This window comes from Proteus sp. fly-1089 (assembly GCF_040138965.1).
GTDB classification, from domain to species: domain Bacteria; phylum Pseudomonadota; class Gammaproteobacteria; order Enterobacterales; family Enterobacteriaceae; genus Proteus; species Proteus vulgaris_B.
This window is the reverse complement of record NZ_JBEETS010000001.1, coordinates 484,561-503,835: the sequence shown is the minus strand read 5'-3', so window position 1 is coordinate 503,835 and position 19,275 is coordinate 484,561. Positions and strand designations below refer to the sequence as shown.

The window sequence follows — 19,275 nt, the reverse complement described above, 5'->3', positions numbered from 1 at the left end:
CATTCGATATTTTTATCAATAACCTAATGAGTGAAGATGAGATAGATGGCTTATAATATTATCGTTGTTTGTATAATCTATCGATATCTTACAACTGGACTGCTAGAAAAACGGAAACTATTAAGCCTCCGTTCTTGTTTTAATTAAATACGCTTTATTGCAATTAATCTATCTGTGTTGCGCAGAATTTATGTGTTGGATGCACCATTTGATCTTGTGCAGCAACGAGCTGCAATTCGTACTCATTCATTTCTTTCGTTTTAAGCATCACTTCATAAACTGCCGCGGCAACGTGTTCTAGTGCGGTTTGTAACTCAACCCCTTTGAGTAAATCCACCAGCATTAAACCACTGGTTAAATCACCGACTCCCACAGGTTGACGCTCACCAAAATCAACTAATGGCCGACTAACATGCCAACTATGTTCTGCGGTTACTAACAGCATTTCAAAACGATCATGGCGATACCCTGCACGTGATAAGTGTTTTACTAATACAATCTTAGGGCCTTGTTTACACAATTCACGAGCAGCGTTTACGCATTCATCAACGTTGTGAAGAGCGTTACCACCACTTAATGTTTCAAGCTCTAAAAGATTAGGTGCAATAATATCGCTAATTGGTAAAGCCTCTTCACATAGCACACCTGAAACAGCAGGAGGAACAATACACCCTTTTTCAGGATGTCCCATCACTGGATCACAAAAATACCATGCATTAGGATTGGCTTGTTTTACTTTTTTAACGATATCAACAATGCGCAAACCTTGTTCAGCCGATCCTAAATAACCACTTAGTACAGCATCACATTGCGAGAGTTTGCCAATTGCGGAAATACCATCAACAATCTCAGTAATATGTTCTGCTGACATGACGCAGCCAGTCCATTTTTCTGGATATTGTGTGTGGTTTGAAAATTGCACTGTGTTTAAAGGCCAAACGTTCACACCCATACGACGCATTGGAAACTCAGAAGCACTGTTACCCGCGTGACCGAAAACAACATGAGATTGAATAGAGAGTATATTTTTCATGACATAAACCGATTATTGTGAATACACACAACACCCAAGCTTTATCATCATAGGCGAGGTATATACGTTATTTATTGTTATTAAGAAAAAGGGCAACTCACTAGCTGCCCTTTACTGTCAATTATTTCCAGATAACAAGGCAGTAATGTTTTTTACCGCGACGTAAAATAGAATAATGACCAAATAAGAAATCTTTTTCTTCAAAAACGTATTCAGGATTGTCTTGTTTTTCGCCATTAATTGAAACGGCGTTAGAGCCAATCATTGTACGAGCCTGACCACGAGAAGGAACTAATTCTGCGTTCACTAGCGCTTGTTGCAAATCACTGCCTTTTTCTAACTCAATTGTAGGCATGCCGTCTTGTGCTAATTGTTCAAGATCAGCTTGTGTTAAGTCTGCAATTGCACCAGAGAATAAGCTTTCTGTAATACGTTTAGCGGCGACTAATCCCTCTTCACCATGAACTAAACCAGTAACTAGTTCTGCTAATACACGTTGAGCACGAGGCGCTTGACCGCTATTTTTATCTTCTTCTTCAAGTGCATTAATTTCTTCAATACTCATAAAGGTGAAGAATTTTAAGAAGCGATAAACGTCGGCATCTGCTGTATTGATCCAGAACTGATAGAATTTGTATGGGCTTGTTTTCTTCGGATCTAACCAAACCGCACCGCCTTCTGTCTTACCGAATTTAGTTCCGTCAGATTTAGTAATTAATGGTACAGTCATACCAAATACTTGTTTCTGATTGAAACGACGGGTTAAATCGATACCTGAAGTGATATTACCCCACTGATCAGAGCCACCGATTTGTAATTCAACACCTAAATGCGTATTTAATGACGCGAAGTCATAAGCTTGTAATAGGTTATAGGCGAATTCAGTAAAAGAGATACCCACATCGTCGCGATTTAAACGTTGTTTAACCGCTTCTTTGTTGATCATTTGGTTCACAGAGAAGTGTTTACCGATATCACGCAGGAATGTCAGCACATCCATTTGACCAAACCAGTCATAGTTGTTTGCTAATTCCGCACTGTTTTCACCACTGTCGAAATCTAAGAAAGGTGACACTTGTTTACGAATTTTTTCTACCCATTCGTGAACAGTATCTTGGGTATTCAGTTTGCGCTCGGTGGCTTTAAAACTAGGATCACCAATCAGACCCGTTGCACCACCCACCAACGCCACAGGCTTATGCCCGGCTAGTTGGAATCGTTTTAAACACAGCAAAGGAACCAAATGCCCCAAGTGCAGGCTATCAGCGGTAGGATCGAAGCCACAATAGAGAGCGATAGGACCTTGCTCCAAACGCTCTACTAAAGCTGCCTCATCCGTGACCTGAGCGATTAGCCCACGCTCCTGCAATTGTGTGATTAGGTTCTTGCTAGACATCAATGACTCCATCGGTTTATTGTTTTTTGTCTATTTAAAATATAAGTGAAACACAAGTGGTATAGCATAAAGCGCCACTACGTTAAGTACCAGTAGAAAAAGGCTTTTTGAGGAAAATTTATTAACGCACTATTAAGGTGCTAATCGCTCAATATCCCATCCTTGTGGTGATTTTTGGTAGATAAAGCGATCGTGTAGACGATTTTCTCGTCCTTGCCAAAATTCAACAGATTCAAATGTCACACGATATCCACCCCAGAAGCTCGGTAATGGGACTTCTCCATTTTGGAATTTCTGTTTTAATTCCAAAAACTTACTTTCTAACACGCCTCTTGCGGAAATACGAGAAGACTGTTGAGAAGCCCAAGCTGCAATTTGACTATCTTTAGGGCGACTATGGAAGTATTTCAGAACTTCAATAGGCGAAAGCTTTTCTGCCTTCCCTAAAAAACAGACTTGTCTTTCTAAGGGATACCAAGGAAATAACAAACTCACTCTTTGGTTATGTTCTAAATGACTCGCTTTACGACTCCCCAAGTTGGTGTAAAAAACTAAGCCATGTTCATCAAAGTGCTTTAATAACACGATACGCTGATAAGGTTGTCCATTTTCATCAACAGTTGCAACACACATTGCTGTAGGATCACTTAAACGCGCTTCACAAGCTTGTTTTAACCATTTCTCAAACAACACCAATGGCTGTTCAGTTAATTCATGACGTCGTAATCCACCGTTCATATATTCACGGCGTAAATCGGCAACATCAATAAAATCAAGATCTGTCATTTTTCACACTCTCTCTTTTGAGAAACTGCGTTCAGCATATCACGCTTAACGAGGATTTGTAGGGTAAATCGCCCCTAAAACAGTTTCTCTTGATGCCCCTGTGACAGAAGGTAAATTTCCTGATTCATTGGCAATAGTTCTAGCTGCGAGCCAAGCAAATGCAAGAGCCTCCATATCATCACCACTTAAACCATATTTATCTGTAGCAGCCACTTCTGTGCCTGGTAACAATGAAGCCAAACGATGCATGATTTGCCCATTTCTAGCGCCTCCGCCACAAACTAAAAGGCGTTCACATCCCCCGCTTAATTGTATTTGTTGCACAATACTGATAACGGTTAATTCAACTAAAGTAGCTTGTACATCTTCAGGGAAGACATTAGGTACTCTTTCTAAATGATAGTTTAACCATTGTGTATTGAAATATTCTCGTCCTGTACTTTTAGGTGCTGAACGAGAAAAATAAGGATCAGACAGCATGTCTTTTAATAATGCAGCATTTACTTTCCCGGTTGCTGCCCATTGCCCATTATCATCATAAGGCGTTTGGTTATGTATCCAGTTCCAGCTATCTAACAACATATTGCCAGGGCCTGTGTCATAGCCTTTTACTGCGACACCAGGCAATAGTAATGAAATATTGGCAATTCCCCCAATATTTAGAATAATACGTCTCTCGATAGAATGCCCTAATACTGCAAGGTGAAAAGCAGGTACTAAAGGCGCACCTTGCCCACCATATGCTATATCACGACGACGGAAATCACCGACAGTGGTGATCCCTGTCAATGCAGCTACACGATTATTGTCACCGATTTGCATAGTAAATGGCATATCACTTTCAGGTTCATGCCAGACCGTTTGTCCATGACACCCTATCGCCGTAATATCGCTTGCACTAAGTTTTACTTTTGCCAGTAACTCTATAATTGCTTGAGCATATAGCTCCCCTAATTGCGCGTCTAATAAGCCTAGCTCATGTAGAGTAGTGGGTTGTCCTTGGCAAACAGCTAAAATACGTTGACGTAGAAGTTGAGGGTAAGGTAAAAAATGAGTTTCTTGTTGTGCAACGAACTTATTATTGATTGCAGCTAATACAACATCAACACCATCTAAGCTTGTGCCAGACATCACGCCAATGTATCGCCCTGCTCTCATGTTCTTTTCCTTATAATCAAGATGATGCAAATTTTTAACATATAATGTTATATTCTCTTTTTCAGAAATCTCTTCTGTTTTTACTATCGGCCTTTACTATATAGTAAGCTATATATTATTAAAATCAGTGTCGACATAAGTAAAAAATAGTCTATAACTGATACTAGATAACATTGGTATAACCTGAACAATGTACATCAGGTTTTCTTTAGGAGTAACTATGTTTAAGCATTTACTTATTGGTCTTTTTACAATGACCGTTCTTACTGGTTGTGTGAACACAAGTTCATTATCGGGCGACACTTACACTGCAAGCCAAGCTAAACAAGCGCAAAATATTACTTATGGTACGATTGTTTCTGTTCGTGCAGTTAATATCCAAGCAGGCAGTGATGAGAACATCTTAGGTGCCGTTGGTGGTGCTGTTCTTGGTGGAATGTTAGGTAACACTATTGGTGGTGGCACAGGTCGTAACCTTGCAACAGCAGCTGGTGCAATCGCAGGTGGGATGGCAGGACAACAAGCACAAGGTGCATTAAATACAACCAAGGGTATTCAAATTGAAGTTCGTCTAGATAGCGGTAAAACCGTGGCTATCGTTCAAAAAGCAGATAATACTGTTTATAGCCAAGGCCAACGTGTTGCAGTTATTGGTAATGGTAATAATTTAACTGTATCTCCTAGATAGTTTATGGATATAAAACAGGCAACTTAATGTTGCCTGTTTTTTTTATGGCCTAATAATGAATTTAAAGAGAGATTAAATATATAACCCACCTAATTATTACTCTCACGTAATAATTATTATCACAATAGTAATTAATCTTTATTTAAATAGATTATATATTGATTTTTAAATTATTAGCTACTTAATCTATTTATGTTTTTTTCCAACTTTTGAATAATACCAATTAATGTTTCAATTTCATCTCGTTGAATATCACCCAATATTTCTCGTCTAGTTTGCTCTATAACTGCATAGACTTCATTAATAAAAGGTTCTGATTCGTTTGTTAATTTTATACGTTTGGCTCTACGATCATTTGCACATGTATGTCTACATATCAGTTTTTTTTCTTCCAGTTGATCAAGTGTTCTTACTAAAGAAGGTTGCTCTATACCTATAGCTTTAGCCAATTGTATTTGTGACTGCTCTGGCGGTAATTGGCTAATATTATACAAAGTGACCCAATGGGTTTGAGTTAATTTTAATGGTTTGAGACGATGATCAATTAAAGCACGCCATAATCGAACTAAACGCGCCAAATCAGCTCCTAATGTTGATTCCACTTATCTCTCCTTAATTAGCATTTTCAGTCAACTTATTACAAAGTTTAGATATTCATTTTTAATACAACATTTACCTATTCTTTTTAATTAAAATATTTACCTTTAATAACTAATATAATTATATTCCTATTTATTAGATAAGTAATTATTTTCAAGACTTTATTAATTTATTTTCTTTCTGACAACGAAAGCCCATAAAGAATAACCTTGTTATAAAAACTAATCTATATTTTTTTACATAATAACAATCATTATTTCACGATTCATATCCCGATAAAGAAAAATATTTTTGTTATCATGCAATTACAAATAAATAACCATTAGAAATGTTTTTAATCAATATAATTGTATTAATAAAGAAAAAATAATAAACCAACTAACTACAATAAATAACAAAAATGAATTAAAATAATTCTACATTTATTTTTTAAAATTAAAAAACAAGTGGAAATTTTAAAATAAATTAAGTTGTTCATTTTCTTTTCCTATTGTCGCCCCTTCTTTTTTAAATGTTCTTAAATAACGTTGCTGACAAAGGCGTAATACATTTCTTTTATCTAATGCGCTCATTGTTGACCAATTAAATCGTTCTTGCCGGTTACGATAGCATCCCATGCAATAGCCTTGAGCATTCATTTCACAACATCCAATACAAGGACTAGGAATATCAAAAAATTCTAATTGATCTTGCATTTGATTTCCCCCCCCTGTTGTTTGTTACTATAGAGTATAGTTAATGGAGAGATTATCTGCACAATGCACAGATTGAACTATTAAGGGGGTAGTAAAATTGAACTTTAGGGCTTTAACGCGCTATAGTACTGCGCCATCAGTTTATCTGTAAGGTTTAACATTAAAAAAACACGAGAGGTTTATATGCGAGTACTTCATACCATGATTCGTGTAGGCGATTTACAACGTTCTATCGATTTTTATACCAAAGTATTAGGTATGCAACTTCTACGCACTAGCGAGAATGAGGAATATAAATACTCGTTAGCTTTTGTGGGCTATGGTGATGAGAGCACCGGTGCGGTTATTGAATTAACCTATAACTGGGGCGTAAACAGCTATGAAATGGGAACGGCTTTTGGCCATGTTGCGCTAGGTGTTGATGATGTTGCAGCAACCTGTGAAGCAATTCGTCAAGCTGGCGGTAATGTTACCCGTGACGCAGGCCCAGTTAAAGGTGGTTCAACTATTATTGCTTTTGTTGAAGATCCTGATGGGTATAAAATCGAACTCATCGAAAATAAAAGTGCAAGTCACGCGCTAGGTAACTGATTTTTATTTAACCAGAAAGATAATCTCTTTATCTTTCTGGCCTTGCTTATTATTAATTTCCGATATTTTATTTTTATCGGATAAGTACAATTTGATGCCTGAAATAAATAATCCCAATAAGCTTTGTAACCGTTTTCGAGGTTACTACCCTGTTGTTATTGACGTTGAGACAGGTGGATTTAATGCAAAAACAGATGGTTTACTTGAAATTGCAGCCATTACATTAAAAATGGATGAACAAGGTTGGTTAAAACCTGATAACACGCTACATTTTCATGTTGATCCCTTTGAAGGTGCTAATCTAGAACCTGCAGCCTTAGAATTTACAGGCATTGATCCAACAAATCCACTTCGTGGCGCAGTCAGTGAATATGAAGCTTTGCATGCTATTTTTAAAATGGTACGTAAAGGAATGAAGGATGCTGATTGTAACCGTGCCATTATTGTGGCGCACAATGCAAATTTTGATCATAGCTTTGTCATGACGGCGGCTGAACGTGCTGGGTTAAAACGAAACCCTTTTCATCCTTTTGCCACATTTGATACAGCGGCGTTAAGTGGATTAGTATTGGGACAAACTATTTTAGCTAAAGCCTGTATCACTGCAGGAATACCTTTTGATAGCAAACTTGCTCATGGTGCGTTGTATGATACGAATCGCACATCATTACTTTTTTGTGAATTAGTTAATCGCTGGAAAAAGCTCGGTGGATGGCCATTACCAACACCTTAATTCTATTTTTTCAATAATAATATGAATAACAGAAAAAGCCAGTTCATCTCTGAACTGGCTTTTTTATTGAATACTTTATTTTTGTCTCTTTTAATATCAATGCCTTAAAAGAAAAAAATAATTAGGCTTCTTCTTCGCCGCGATACTTATCAGCAGTCTCTTTTAGTAACTTCTGTAATTCACCGCGCTGATACATTTCTAAAATGATGTCACATCCACCGACTAATTCACCATCTACCCATAATTGTGGGAAAGTTGGCCAGTGTGCATATTTTGGTAATTCTGCACGAATATCTGGGTTTTGCAGGATATCAACATACGCAAAACGCTCACCACAAGCAGAGATAGCTTGAACTGCCTGAGCAGAAAAACCGCAACTTGGTAATTTTGGTGAACCTTTCATATATAAAATAATTGGGTTTTCATTAATCTGGCGTTCAATTTTTTCAATAGTCGTCATTTGTAAGTCCTTACAGCCTTTTACATTCAATATGCTTTATAGGGGAAAACATGAAAGAAGAATACCACTTTATATTGGAAAGCTCTATATAAGTTTAGTTATCAATATAAAACAATAAGTTGGTATCAAATCACAATACTATTGACGAGAAAATGCACGATAATGCATAAAAACAAATCAACAAGTTATAGATGTTTATGTGTGTGTTTTACCTTATCACTTCACCTTTACGATCTACGTATTCACTTTCTAAGATGTTAGAAAAGATACGTACTGTAAAAACAGGTAATTCTTTACAACTCTATTTTCATTATTTATTTTTTATCGGTGATAATACACTAAAAGCCTCAATTAAGAGGCTGAATACATTTCAGATGAGAAAATCATCATAACTCAAATCAATTAACCTAATTCATATGACTTATTGCTGTATGGTTCCGTTGTCTAAAAGGATCAAACAACCCAGTGCATATGTAATATCAGTTATTTCACCTTTTATTTTCACAGTTTGTCCTTTCTTAATTTTAAGGACATTTTCTTCTTCGCTTGGTTTTAAAGTATATGACGCACTGGTTTTATTATTAAATGAAATAGCAACGACTTTAGGTGGGGTTGGTTTATAGAGGTCATATCTAACGACTTCATCCAAGCTTCTGATATTAGTCACTCTTCCCTCTAAAATGACCCACTTACCTCTCCATTTTTTCTGAGCAGCTATTTCATTATCATTAAAATCCTTGCATATTCCTGCATAAGAAGCTTCTGTTACTGTTGATTCCATTGATGGAACTATTTGGCTTACAGCACTATTAACTGAGCGAATAGCTTCATTTATTTTACATCCCGATAATAATATAATTGCAGATAATAATAACACTCTCTTTTTCATAAAAAATCCTTTATAGCGTCAAAAAAAGACATATAAAAATATAATAGGTAAATAAACAACTTCCTCGCCAATTTTGTAGAGAAATACATTACTACTTAAACAGCTTAATGTTTTTATTTTATATTAATGGAAATATAAATGAACGATACTATAACTGTCTATTGTATGATTTAAAATAAGAAAAGTCTCTCGCCTTAAGCCTTAATGAAGAAATAAAATAATAGCATTATATTCCAACTTAACCACTATCACCACCCAATAGTATCGCCAAATAATTCTTTATTGTACCTTTATATCTAAACTTAGGGTTTATCATTCTACACATTACTATTATTCCCCCATAAAAATTAATTCGGAAATTTAAATATAAAGATTTAAATATAGAATTCATTATAGCAATATTGATAAAGTATGTTGCATTCTTCTTTATTGGAATTATATTCAGTTATATATTTTCACATCTTAAAAAGAAGAAAGGAAAATATAAAAAATTCGAAAAATAACTATTTCTATACTTCGGTTAACAATAGCCCCCTACCATATTAATTTGTAATCTTTTTTTAATCACTAAGAGCCTGAGCGCCCAGTTTTTGATAACTAGCGATTTAATGCTACCTTCCTAAAAGGATATAATGTATATAAATGGGTTTATGATAAATCCTGATGGGTAGTATTAATTATGGAGATGATTTTACTTTTTCTTTTAGTGGGATGTATCACGGGCTTCTTTGCTGGATTACTTGGTATTGGAGGAGGAGCAATCATTGTTCCCGTCGTTATGTATGTGGTTAGCCAACAAGCAATACCTCTTGATATGGTAATGAAAATAGCCTTATCCACATCATTCTCTGTCATTATATTTTCTACGGCATCTTCGGCATACTCTCATAATAAACATAAAGCCATTTTATGGCAGCAATTTCCTCTATTAGCCATAGGTACTATTATTGGCATGCTTGTGGGAACATTTCTTGTACAAAAAATGTCGAACACTTTTTTGCAAATCGTGTTTTGTATTTTCATGATCTATACCATTTATGGTTTGTTAACCAAAAAGAAAGAAACAGAACGCATTGAGAATGTTAAAGATCCTATTGTCTCAAAACCTGCACTAACAAGTGGTGGTTCACTTATTGGTTTTGTCTCAAGCTTTATTGGTATTGCTGGTGGCACTATTACCATTCCGCTATTAAGTCATTGGGGATTTAATACACGCAAATGCATTGCAACTTCATCAATGTTAGGAGTAATTATTGCCCTAATTGGCACAACGATGGGGATTATTTATGGTTGGAACCAAACGAATATTAATGACTATTATTTAGGTTTTGTTTATTTACCTGCATTTGTTGGAATAAGCATTACTAGCGTGCTTTTCGCCCCTATTGGAGTAAAAGTGGCTTATCGCCTGCCAATTTCAAAAGTCCGCCAAATATTTGCATTATTTTTATTTTTAGTCGTTATTAAAATGATATATACACTTATTATCGAATAAGAAAAAAATAAAAATACTTTTATATCAATGAAATAAGTAAAGTTAGAGATGTTTTTTTTATAAACCTGAAATAATCGTATTAATAATAATATTTTCATTTAGCACAATAATGGCTTTACTACTTTACGCGTCGCTTGGTGGGATATACTCTTATGAGTATAATTAATCAATATGCCTTATAACGATAGATAAAAGATATTTAGCTGTTATTTCAGCAAATTTTTGTTAAAATAATTAGCAAAATAGTAACAAGTTAGTGATTCATTTGCCTCATTTTATCAATTCAGATGATCTTGATGAAATGATTTTAGGCACAAAACCCGAAATAGATAGTATAAAGGAGTACGCAATGTCTTTCGAATTACCAAAATTACCTTATGCGTTAGATGCTCTTGAGCCACATATCTCTAAAGAAACATTAGAATACCACTATGGTAAACATCACCAAACCTATGTAACCAACTTAAACAATCTGGTTAAAGGCACTGATCTAGAATCTAAATCGTTAGAAGAAATCATCAAATCGACTGATGGTGGCATCTTCAATAACGCAGCACAAGTATGGAACCATACTTTCTACTGGAATTGCTTAGCACCAAACGCTGGTGGTGCACCAACAGGTAAAATAGCTGATGCTATCAACAAAGCATTTGGTTCTTTTGAAGAGTTCAAAAAGCAATTTAACGATGCGGCAGCAAAAAACTTCGGTTCAGGTTGGACTTGGTTAGTGAAAAAAGCTGACGGTTCAGTGGCAATTGTTAACACATCTAATGCAGCAACACCAGTTTCAGGTGCAGACAAACCACTGTTAACTGTGGACGTATGGGAACACGCCTACTATATCGATTACCGTAACGCACGCGTGAAATATTTAGAAGAGTTCTGGGCGCTGGTTAACTGGTCATTTGTTGAAGCTAACCTAGCTTAATTGAACTTGATAATCAAAGATGAGTGATTAAGATTCGTTTTTGGTAACATAATAACAAAGGGCCTTGAGCCCTTTGTTATACTCAGATATTCGATAATTTATAATTTAAATTGATCGGATATTTTATAAAGCAGTGATTAGAACAACATAGTAGAAAATATAACGATCATAACAAGTGCTGCTACTGCTGTACTCAAACCAAATTTCAGATCCGTATCCATCTATTCTCCCTCAAAATGATTATAATACACATTATTAACCATAACCTTGTCATGGTTAATTATTATCACATATCAAAATTTGCTAAAATAGCGACCAGTGCACAATTTATAACATTGATTAATACTTTCACTTTTGAGCTAGATCATACAAAATTCACAGCTAATCGCTAAATTATTGCCAGTGTTTGCCCTATGTATGACTATACTGGCAGTTAAACCATAAAATTAGATAAAAGAGACCAATGAAGGTCAGGAGTTTTCCACACCATGGCAACAATAAAAGACGTGGCAAAACGCGCAGGCGTATCAACCACGACTGTTTCTCATGTGATCAACAAAACGCGTTTTGTTGCAGAGAACACACGGGCAGCAGTTTGGGCCGCTATAAAAGAATTAAATTATTCGCCTAGTGCCGTGGCGCGTAGTTTAAAAGTCAATCATACCAAATCTATTGGCCTGTTAGCCACGTCCAGTGAAGCTCCTTACTTTGCTGAAGTGATTGAAGCAGTTGAAAACAGTTGTTATAGCAAAGGCTATACACTGATTTTATGTAATTCACATAATAATCTTGATAAACAAAAAGCCTATTTAGCAATGCTGGCACAAAAACGCGTTGATGGATTATTAGTGATGTGTTCTGAATATCCCGATCACCTTCTCACTCTTTTGGAAGGCTATCGTAATATTCCCATGGTTGTCATGGATTGGGGTAAGGCCCGTGGCGACTTTACAGATACAATTATCGATAACGCTTTTCATGGTGGCTATATCGCTGGCCGTTATCTTATCGAACGAGGTCATCGTGATATCGGTATTATTCCTGGTCCATTAGAGCGCAACACCGGCGGTGGTCGTCTACAAGGCTTTCTAAAAGCCATGGAAGAAGCCAAAATTACAGTAAAAGATGAGTGGATTGTACAAGGTGACTTTGAACCTGAGTCAGGTTATAAAGCGATGTATCAAATGCTAAATCAAAAACAACGCCCTACTGCAGTTTTTTGTGGTGGTGATGTGATGGCAATGGGAGCAATCTGTGCTGCAGATGAGCTAGGTTTACGTGTTCCTTTTGATATTTCAATTGTGGGTTATGACAATATTCGTAATGCACGTTATTTTACCCCTGCATTAACCACTGTCCACCAGCCCAAAGAACGTTTAGGTCAAATGGCCTTATCTATGTTGCTTGATCGCATCGTTAACAAACGTGAAGATGCCCAAACAATCGAAGTACACCCTCGATTGGTTGAGCGTCGTTCAGTTGCTGATGGTCCTTTTATCGACTATCGTCGCTAATTCCTATTCAGCTATATAATATCTAGCGAAGCCATTCCTCATTTAAGGTTTGGCTATCTCCAAGATAATCTAACAACCACGTCAAAGCAGGCGATTCACTTTTATCAACCCACGTCAGACAGCATGGACTGTCTGGCAATGGCTGTGCAAGTTTTAAAGTAACTAGCTTACCTTGGGCTATCAATGGCTCAGCACGATGCCAAGGCACCATTCCTACACATAATCCTGCCAACAAACACTCAAGCCCCATATCCCATGTTGGTACAACCATTCTACGTTGGTTATTTAACGCCCAAGTGTCACGCTTTGGTAAACTACGTGATGTATCCTCTAAACATAAGCTAGGATAAGGTCGCATTTCATCATCGGTTAATGGGTGTTCTGCTTTAGCTAATGGATGATCAACATGGCAAACACAGCGCCAAGGCATAAAACCCATATCCCTGAAACTATAACGTTCACCAATCGGTGACGCTCTTGTTGCACCAATTGCTAAATCAACACGACCATTAACTAAGGAGTCCCATACCCCATTAAACACTTCTGGGTAGACATACAACTCAATATCAGGAAAATGGCGATAGAAATCGAGAATAAGCTGTTGTGTTCTTTCGGGTTTAACAATGCCATCAACTGCTATACTAAATTGACCACGCCACCCATTAGAAACTTGTTGACATAGGTGTCGAGTGTCATTCATTTTTTTGATAACAGATCGCGCTTCTTTGATGAAAATTTTACCCGCATCGGTTAATTCTACATCACGGTGACGACGCTCAAATAAAGGAACGGCGAGCCATTCTTCTAATTGCCGAACAGTATAACTAACGGCGGAGGGCACTCTGTGCAATTCTTGAGCAGCGGAGCTAAAACTTCCTGTTCTAGCGACTGCATCAACAACTTCTAAAGAGTATTCTGACCACATAGAGTTTATTCCTTTGAAAATTTTTCACAGCATTAACCAAATATTCCCGTTTCACAAGTAAAATAGGTCTTAGTTACAATACATAAAATGTTCTACATCACATAGCATAGAAAATAAAATGAATACTAAAACATCCACACAATCAAAAACACCTATGAGCTTCATGGTGTACCTAGCAGGTTTAAGTATGCTGGGTTACTTAGCAATTGATATGTACTTACCTGCATTCGGTATGATGCAGCGTGAACTCGCTATCAGCGAAGGCGCTATCAGTAATAGCTTAAGTATCTTTTTATTTGGTTTTGCTGTTGCTCAGTTACTTTGGGGACCACTTTCTGACAAAGTTGGTCGTAAACCTATTCTTCTTATTGGTTTAAGCCTTTTCTCTTTAGGCTGCCTTGGTATGTTGTGGGTTGAAAGTGCAACAGGCTTACTCGCGATGCGCTTCTTACAAGCTTTTGGTGTCTGCTCTGCAGCTGTTATTTGGCAAGCATTAGTTATTGATCGCTTCGATGAGTCTCGCGCACAACACGTTTTTGCTTTAATCATGCCACTGGTTGCATTATCACCCGCACTCGCCCCTTTAATTGGTGCCTCACTATTAAATCACGGTGGCTGGCGTATGATTTTCATGCTACTAATGGCAGTAACACTTGTTTTAATGTTACCAACATTAATGTTGAAAAATATTAAACAAAAATCAGTCTCCGATGCAAACCAATCTACTGCGTCATTTATGACATTACTGAAATCACCTCTATATACAGGTAACGTATTAGTTTACGCTTCTTGTAGTGCAGGTTTCTTTGCTTGGTTAGCAGGCTCACCTATTATTCTTGAGAAAATGGGTTACTCACCACAGGATATCGGTTTAAGCTATATTCCACAAACTATTGCCTTTATGGTTGGTGGTTATGGTTGTCGTATTTTACTGTCAAAAATGACGGGTAAAGCATTATTACCCCTGCTGTTAATTGGTTATGCCGTTAGTATGACTGCATTATACCTTGTTGCTAAATTTACTGAGCCAACATTAACTACGATCTTAATTCCGTTCTGTATTATGGCTGCAATGAATGGTGCATCTTATCCAATCGCTGTATCTAATGCTTTATCAGCTTACCCTGAAATCAGTGGTAAAGCAGCCGCATTACAAAATGCACTACAACTGGGTCTTTGTAGTTTAGCAAGTTTTATCGTGTCTGCGTTTATCAGCCAACAACCGCTTATTAACACCACCGCAATTATGGCGTTAACTGCGATCCCAATGGCAGTTGGTTACTTTATTCAGCGTAATAAATCCGTTAGCAAACACACAATTCAAACAGCAGAATAATCGCACCCTTATTTTTAAGAATATTCTCAAAAAGGCTGTTTTATAAAAAATAGCCTTTTTATTTTCTAGAGAAAAATAATCTACGTCTCTATACTTACCTATACGCTGTAATAGCGTTTTATTTATTTTTTCTTTCGGATTTTGAGGCATTAAACAGATTATTAGCTGATTATGTCAGATTAGTTGTCTTATTAATTCTATTCGTTCAATTCATATTGAACACAATACCATTTTAATACTTTCAATCTGTACACATCCTTTTTTAGCTTTATGTCTCAAAACCCGCTTAGTTTACGCCGGAGAGTATATGAGTACATCTTGTGTAGAAGAAGGCCGAAAGACCTCTCATGATCCTTATAAAAGGATCGCTATAGAACTATTAACTCATGCAGATATTCGAGTAAATGGCTCTGAACCTTATGATATTCAGGTTCACAATCAAAATTTTTATAAAAGAGTATTGCAACAAGGCTCATTAGGTCTCGGTGAAAGCTATATGGACGGTTGGTGGGATTGTGAGCGACTTGATATATTCTTTCATAAAGTATTGCGTGCAGGCCTTGAAAATAAGCTTCCGCAAAATCTACGTGATATTTTCAAAATTGCAACGGCCCGTCTTTTTAATCTACAAACACAAAAACGTGCATGGATGGTTGGTAAAGAGCATTACGATCTTGGTAATGATTTATTTACATCTATGCTTGATCCTAATATGCAATATTCCTGTGGCTATTGGAAAAATGCAGATAACTTAGCACAAGCTCAAGAACACAAATTAGATCTTATTTGCCGGAAGCTCAATTTAAAACCCGGTATGACTTTATTAGATATCGGTTGTGGTTGGGGTGGGCTTGCCGCTTACGCAGCAAAACATTTCGGTGTTTCTGTCACAGGTGTCACCATTTCTGTTGAACAGCAAAAATTGGCACAAGCACGATGCCAAGGACTTGATGTTAATATTATTTTAGAAGATTATCGCGATTTACATGAACAATTTGATCGCATCGTTTCTGTCGGTATGTTTGAGCATGTTGGCCCTAAAAATTATGCAACGTACTTTAAAGTAGTTCGTCGTAACTTAAAAGAAGATGGTCTATTTTTACTGCATACCATTGGATCTAATCGCGATAAAGTGAATGTAGATAGTTGGATAAGTAAATATATTTTTCCTAATGGTTGCTTGCCATCGATTCAAAAAATCGCACATGCAATAGACGATAAGTTTGTAATGGAAGATTGGCACAACTTTGGTGCCGATTACGATAAAACTCTAATGGCATGGTATCAGCGCTTTTTAACCTGTTGGCCAGAGATTGAATCAAATTACACACCGCGCTTTAAACGCATGTTTAGCTATTATCTAAATGCCTGTGCTGGTGCATTTAGAGCCAGAGATATTCAATTATGGCAAATCATGTTAAGCCCTAAAGGGCAAGTTGGTGGTTTACAGATCCCACGTTAATTTTAATTAAAAACAAAAAAAGCCAGTTTAATCAATGAACTGGCTTTCTTTTTACTTTAGCTTAAAAAGCAATAAAGCTAATAAGTCATAATGTTATTATTACTCTTCGTTTTCACTTTGCTGTGCTACTAATAAAGCTTGTTGCTGTGCCATAACACGTTCGACTGTATCCACAATCGCTTGAGTTTGAGGATCAAGTTCAATATTCACTTTATCGCCAAGGCGTTTACAACCGAGTGTCGTTCTATCTCGTGTTTCTGGAATAAGATGAACACAGAATCGGTTATTAACCACATCACCAATAGTGAGACTAATACCATCAATACCGATAAAGCCTTTATGCAAAATGTATTTCATCAGCGATTTATCGAAGATACGAAACCAAATTTGTAAATTGTTTTCTGAAGTAATAATTTTGGCAACTTCGGCGGTTGTGACAATATGACCAGACATCACATGTCCGCCTATTTCATCACCATATTTAGCTGCGCGTTCAATATTAACTTCAGAGCCCACGTTTAATTCACCAAGGTTAGTGAGACGTAACGTCTCTTTCACTAAATCAAAGCTAATGTGCGTACCTTCAATTTTAGTAACCGTTAAACAGCAACCATTATTCGCAATAGAGGCTCCTGTTTCTAAGTTACCGACTAACTCTTTCGGTAATTCAATGATATGGGTACGAAAATCGCCTTTATCTTCTATAGCAATAACTCGCCCTTTTCCCTGAACAATACCTGTAAACATCTTACATCTCCTTGGGTAGATAAACTGGTAAACTCAATTTAGGCTTATGCTAGTTAGAATAACATAGCTCTTATTAATACAAAGGAACAATTATCGTATTTATTCCTTGCTGAGAACTGCCGTTAAATATAACGTAAAAACACCTAATAAATTATCAAAATCCTGTGTTTAAAAAGCTAAGCATCTTTCATTGCTAATTAAACTTTTATCATTAGAATATGCGTTCTTGAGGATCTCTTTACGCCATTTTAACAATACGGCGTTTATTCTCTTCCTTTCCTTCCTTTTTCTTATAATAAATAAAGGTGTATGCGTGCAGAAGTACATAAAAGAAGCGCGTAGCTTACTTGCTTTAGGCATCCCCGTTATCATCGCGCAATTTTCCCAAACGGCAATGGGTGTGGTTGATACTGTTATGGCGGGTGCTGTAAATGCCACAGAAATGTCTGCGGTAGCAGTAGGTACGTCTATTTGGTTGCCAACGATTTTATTAGGTCAAGGCATATTAATGGCATTGACGCCAATCGTTGCTCAATTAAATGGATCAGGACAACGAAAACATATTGCGGATCGTACACAGCAAGGTTTTTGGCTCGCCACATTCTTGTCTATTATGGTAATTGCCGTTCTTTATAACAGCCGATTTATTATTGAAGCACAACATGATATCGACCCTGAATTAGCTGAAAAAGCGATTGGTTTTATTCATGCCATTATGTGGGGAGCACCTGGTTGTCTTTATTATCAAGTATTAAGAAGTCAGTGTGAGGGATTATCCAAAACAAAACCCGGTATGATCATTGGTTTTATTGGCTTGTTGATTAATATCCCTGTGAACTATGCCTTTATTTACGGTAAATTTGGTGCACCACAATTAGGCGGCATTGGTTGTGGTGTTGCGACCGCCTCTGTTTTTTGGGCTATGTTCTTGATGATGCGTTATTACGTGCGTCGTGCTCCCACACAGCGCGATGTTATGCCTAAAAAACGGTTTGTTAGCCCTGAGTTAAATACGATAAAGCGTATTACCTTTTTAGGGTTACCCGTTGGATTAGCACTCTTCTTTGAGGTGACTTTATTTGCTGTTGTTGCACTGTTAGTCTCGCCTTTAGGCGTTACAGCTGTCGCCAGTCATCAAATCGCACTTAACTTTAGTTCACTGATGTTCATGTTCCCTCTTTCATTGGGAATAGCAGCAACCATTCGTGTGGGTTATAACTTAGGACAACGATCTACAGAGCAAGCGCGTATCTCTGCGATCACGGCACTTGCCGTCGGGTTAATGCTTGCCAGTTGTACCGCTATTTTTTCTATTATCTTTAGAGAAAAAATTGCCTTAATGTATAACGACAATCTTGAAGTGGTAACATTAGCTTCTCACTTAATGTTATTTGCTGCCCTTTATCAGTTATCAGATTCGGTGCAAGTTATTGGCTCGGGTGTGTTACGTGGGTATAAAGATACACGTTCTATCTTCTTTATTACTTTTATTGCTTATTGGATTATTGGTCTGCCTTCAGGTTATATCTTAGGGCGTACTGATTATTTTGTTGAAGCGATGGGTCCTGCGGGTTTCTGGATTGGCTTTATTCTTGGTTTAACGGCTTCAGCCATTATGATGGGATCTCGCATTTGGTGGATCCAGCGTCAATCTGATGAAGTGGTGTTATTACGCTCAGAGCGTTAAACGAAAAGGTTAATTTGGCAAGGGAATGACACAAATATCAACAAATAGCTTTAAATACGAGCAGTTGAGTATAAATTTGTGTTTTTCCTCTTGCCAGAATCGGATCATCTCGTTAATATTCGTTTCCGTTGTTACCCAGAATAGATAATGCG

General features: G+C 36.9%; 20 protein-coding genes. 9 read left to right on the top strand and 11 right to left on the bottom strand.

What is annotated here, in order from left to right:
* Nucleotides 1-163 precede the first annotated feature (163 nt).
* From pdxY to anmK, 4 genes are all read right to left on the bottom strand, one after another.
* On the bottom strand, nt 164-1,033 hold the full coding sequence (pdxY, locus tag ABN080_RS02375; RefSeq protein ID WP_197269252.1) for a pyridoxal kinase PdxY: 870 nt from the start codon (nt 1,031-1,033) through the stop codon (nt 164-166).
* Nucleotides 1,034-1,154: 121 nt separating this feature from the next.
* Nucleotides 1,155-2,429, bottom strand: coding sequence for a tyrosine--tRNA ligase (tyrS, locus tag ABN080_RS02370; RefSeq protein WP_072067950.1), 1,275 nt, complete (start codon nt 2,427-2,429; stop codon nt 1,155-1,157).
* A gap of 132 nt (nt 2,430-2,561) precedes the next feature.
* Nucleotides 2,562-3,215, bottom strand: coding sequence for a pyridoxamine 5'-phosphate oxidase (gene pdxH, locus ABN080_RS02365; protein ID WP_164526218.1), 654 nt, complete (start codon nt 3,213-3,215; stop codon nt 2,562-2,564).
* Between the two features lie 45 nt (nt 3,216-3,260).
* Nucleotides 3,261-4,373 carry an anhydro-N-acetylmuramic acid kinase gene (gene anmK / locus ABN080_RS02360; protein WP_115349655.1) on the bottom strand — a complete coding sequence of 371 codons (1,113 nt, stop codon included), beginning with the start codon at nt 4,371-4,373 and terminating at the stop codon, nt 3,261-3,263.
* Nucleotides 4,374-4,593: 220 nt separating this feature from the next.
* Between anmK and ABN080_RS02355 the strand changes: the two genes are divergently transcribed.
* On the top strand, nt 4,594-5,061 hold the full coding sequence (locus ABN080_RS02355) for an outer membrane lipoprotein (protein ID WP_340896386.1): 468 nt from the start codon (nt 4,594-4,596) through the stop codon (nt 5,059-5,061).
* A gap of 173 nt (nt 5,062-5,234) precedes the next feature.
* Here the strand turns inward: ABN080_RS02355 and slyA are convergent, their stop codons facing one another.
* Both slyA and ABN080_RS02345 read right to left on the bottom strand, forming a co-directional pair.
* Nucleotides 5,235-5,663: a transcriptional regulator SlyA gene (gene slyA, locus ABN080_RS02350; protein WP_196553140.1), complete on the bottom strand. Its 429-nt coding sequence runs from the start codon at nt 5,661-5,663 to the stop codon at nt 5,235-5,237.
* 453 nt (nt 5,664-6,116) lie between these two features.
* A complete protein-coding gene (locus ABN080_RS02345; RefSeq protein WP_196553141.1) occupies nt 6,117-6,356 on the bottom strand; it encodes a DUF1289 domain-containing protein in 240 nt (79 codons plus the stop codon).
* A 183-nt stretch (nt 6,357-6,539) separates the two neighbouring features.
* Here ABN080_RS02345 and gloA point away from each other — a divergent pair, with 183 nt between their 5' ends.
* Both gloA and rnt read left to right on the top strand, forming a co-directional pair.
* On the top strand, nt 6,540-6,947 hold the full coding sequence (gloA, locus tag ABN080_RS02340) for a lactoylglutathione lyase (RefSeq protein WP_036937247.1): 408 nt from the start codon (nt 6,540-6,542) through the stop codon (nt 6,945-6,947).
* 94 nt (nt 6,948-7,041) lie between these two features.
* Entirely contained in the window at nt 7,042-7,680 is a 639-nt protein-coding gene (gene rnt / locus ABN080_RS02335) for a ribonuclease T (RefSeq protein ID WP_349438905.1), read from the top strand.
* 121 nt (nt 7,681-7,801) lie between these two features.
* Here the strand turns inward: rnt and ABN080_RS02330 are convergent, their stop codons facing one another.
* Together ABN080_RS02330 and ABN080_RS02325 are read right to left on the bottom strand one after the other, a co-directional pair.
* Entirely contained in the window at nt 7,802-8,140 is a 339-nt protein-coding gene (locus tag ABN080_RS02330) for a Grx4 family monothiol glutaredoxin (protein ID WP_072070287.1), read from the bottom strand.
* Nucleotides 8,141-8,561: 421 nt separating this feature from the next.
* Nucleotides 8,562-9,029, bottom strand: coding sequence for an OB-fold protein (locus ABN080_RS02325; protein WP_196553142.1), 468 nt, complete (start codon nt 9,027-9,029; stop codon nt 8,562-8,564).
* Between the two features lie 679 nt (nt 9,030-9,708).
* Here ABN080_RS02325 and ABN080_RS02320 point away from each other — a divergent pair.
* Together ABN080_RS02320 and sodB are read left to right on the top strand one after the other, a co-directional pair.
* On the top strand, nt 9,709-10,524 hold the full coding sequence (locus tag ABN080_RS02320; protein WP_349440251.1) for a sulfite exporter TauE/SafE family protein: 816 nt from the start codon (nt 9,709-9,711) through the stop codon (nt 10,522-10,524).
* 349 nt (nt 10,525-10,873) lie between these two features.
* The gene (gene sodB, locus ABN080_RS02315; RefSeq protein ID WP_072062546.1) at nt 10,874-11,452 is read left to right on the top strand and encodes a superoxide dismutase [Fe]; all 579 of its coding nucleotides are present in this window, start codon (nt 10,874-10,876) and stop codon (nt 11,450-11,452) included.
* Between the two features lie 137 nt (nt 11,453-11,589).
* Here sodB and cydH read toward each other — a convergent pair whose 3' ends face one another.
* A complete protein-coding gene (gene cydH, locus ABN080_RS18210; protein WP_115349648.1) occupies nt 11,590-11,673 on the bottom strand; it encodes a cytochrome bd-I oxidase subunit CydH in 84 nt (27 codons plus the stop codon).
* Between the two features lie 267 nt (nt 11,674-11,940).
* Between cydH and purR the strand changes: the two genes are divergently transcribed.
* Entirely contained in the window at nt 11,941-12,966 is a 1,026-nt protein-coding gene (purR, locus tag ABN080_RS02310) for an HTH-type transcriptional repressor PurR (protein WP_036937255.1), read from the top strand.
* A 22-nt stretch (nt 12,967-12,988) separates the two neighbouring features.
* Here the strand turns inward: purR and punR are convergent, their stop codons facing one another.
* Nucleotides 12,989-13,891 carry a DNA-binding transcriptional activator PunR gene (punR, locus tag ABN080_RS02305; RefSeq protein ID WP_072070292.1) on the bottom strand — a complete coding sequence of 301 codons (903 nt, stop codon included), beginning with the start codon at nt 13,889-13,891 and terminating at the stop codon, nt 12,989-12,991.
* Between the two features lie 118 nt (nt 13,892-14,009).
* On the opposite strand from punR, the gene punC reads away from it, so the two are divergent.
* Together punC and cfa are read left to right on the top strand one after the other, a co-directional pair.
* Nucleotides 14,010-15,227, top strand: coding sequence for a purine nucleoside transporter PunC (punC, locus tag ABN080_RS02300; RefSeq protein WP_196553145.1), 1,218 nt, complete (start codon nt 14,010-14,012; stop codon nt 15,225-15,227).
* A gap of 307 nt (nt 15,228-15,534) precedes the next feature.
* On the top strand, nt 15,535-16,689 hold the full coding sequence (cfa, locus tag ABN080_RS02295) for a cyclopropane fatty acyl phospholipid synthase (protein ID WP_349440250.1): 1,155 nt from the start codon (nt 15,535-15,537) through the stop codon (nt 16,687-16,689).
* A 99-nt stretch (nt 16,690-16,788) separates the two neighbouring features.
* Here cfa and ABN080_RS02290 read toward each other — a convergent pair whose 3' ends face one another.
* Nucleotides 16,789-17,436 (bottom strand): riboflavin synthase subunit alpha, encoded by a 648-nt coding sequence (locus ABN080_RS02290; protein WP_349440249.1) that lies wholly within the window; start codon nt 17,434-17,436, stop codon nt 16,789-16,791.
* Nucleotides 17,437-17,749: 313 nt separating this feature from the next.
* Between ABN080_RS02290 and ABN080_RS02285 the strand changes: the two genes are divergently transcribed.
* Nucleotides 17,750-19,123 (top strand): MATE family efflux transporter, encoded by a 1,374-nt coding sequence (locus ABN080_RS02285; protein ID WP_196553147.1) that lies wholly within the window; start codon nt 17,750-17,752, stop codon nt 19,121-19,123.
* The last annotated feature ends 152 nt before the right edge of the window (nt 19,124-19,275 follow it).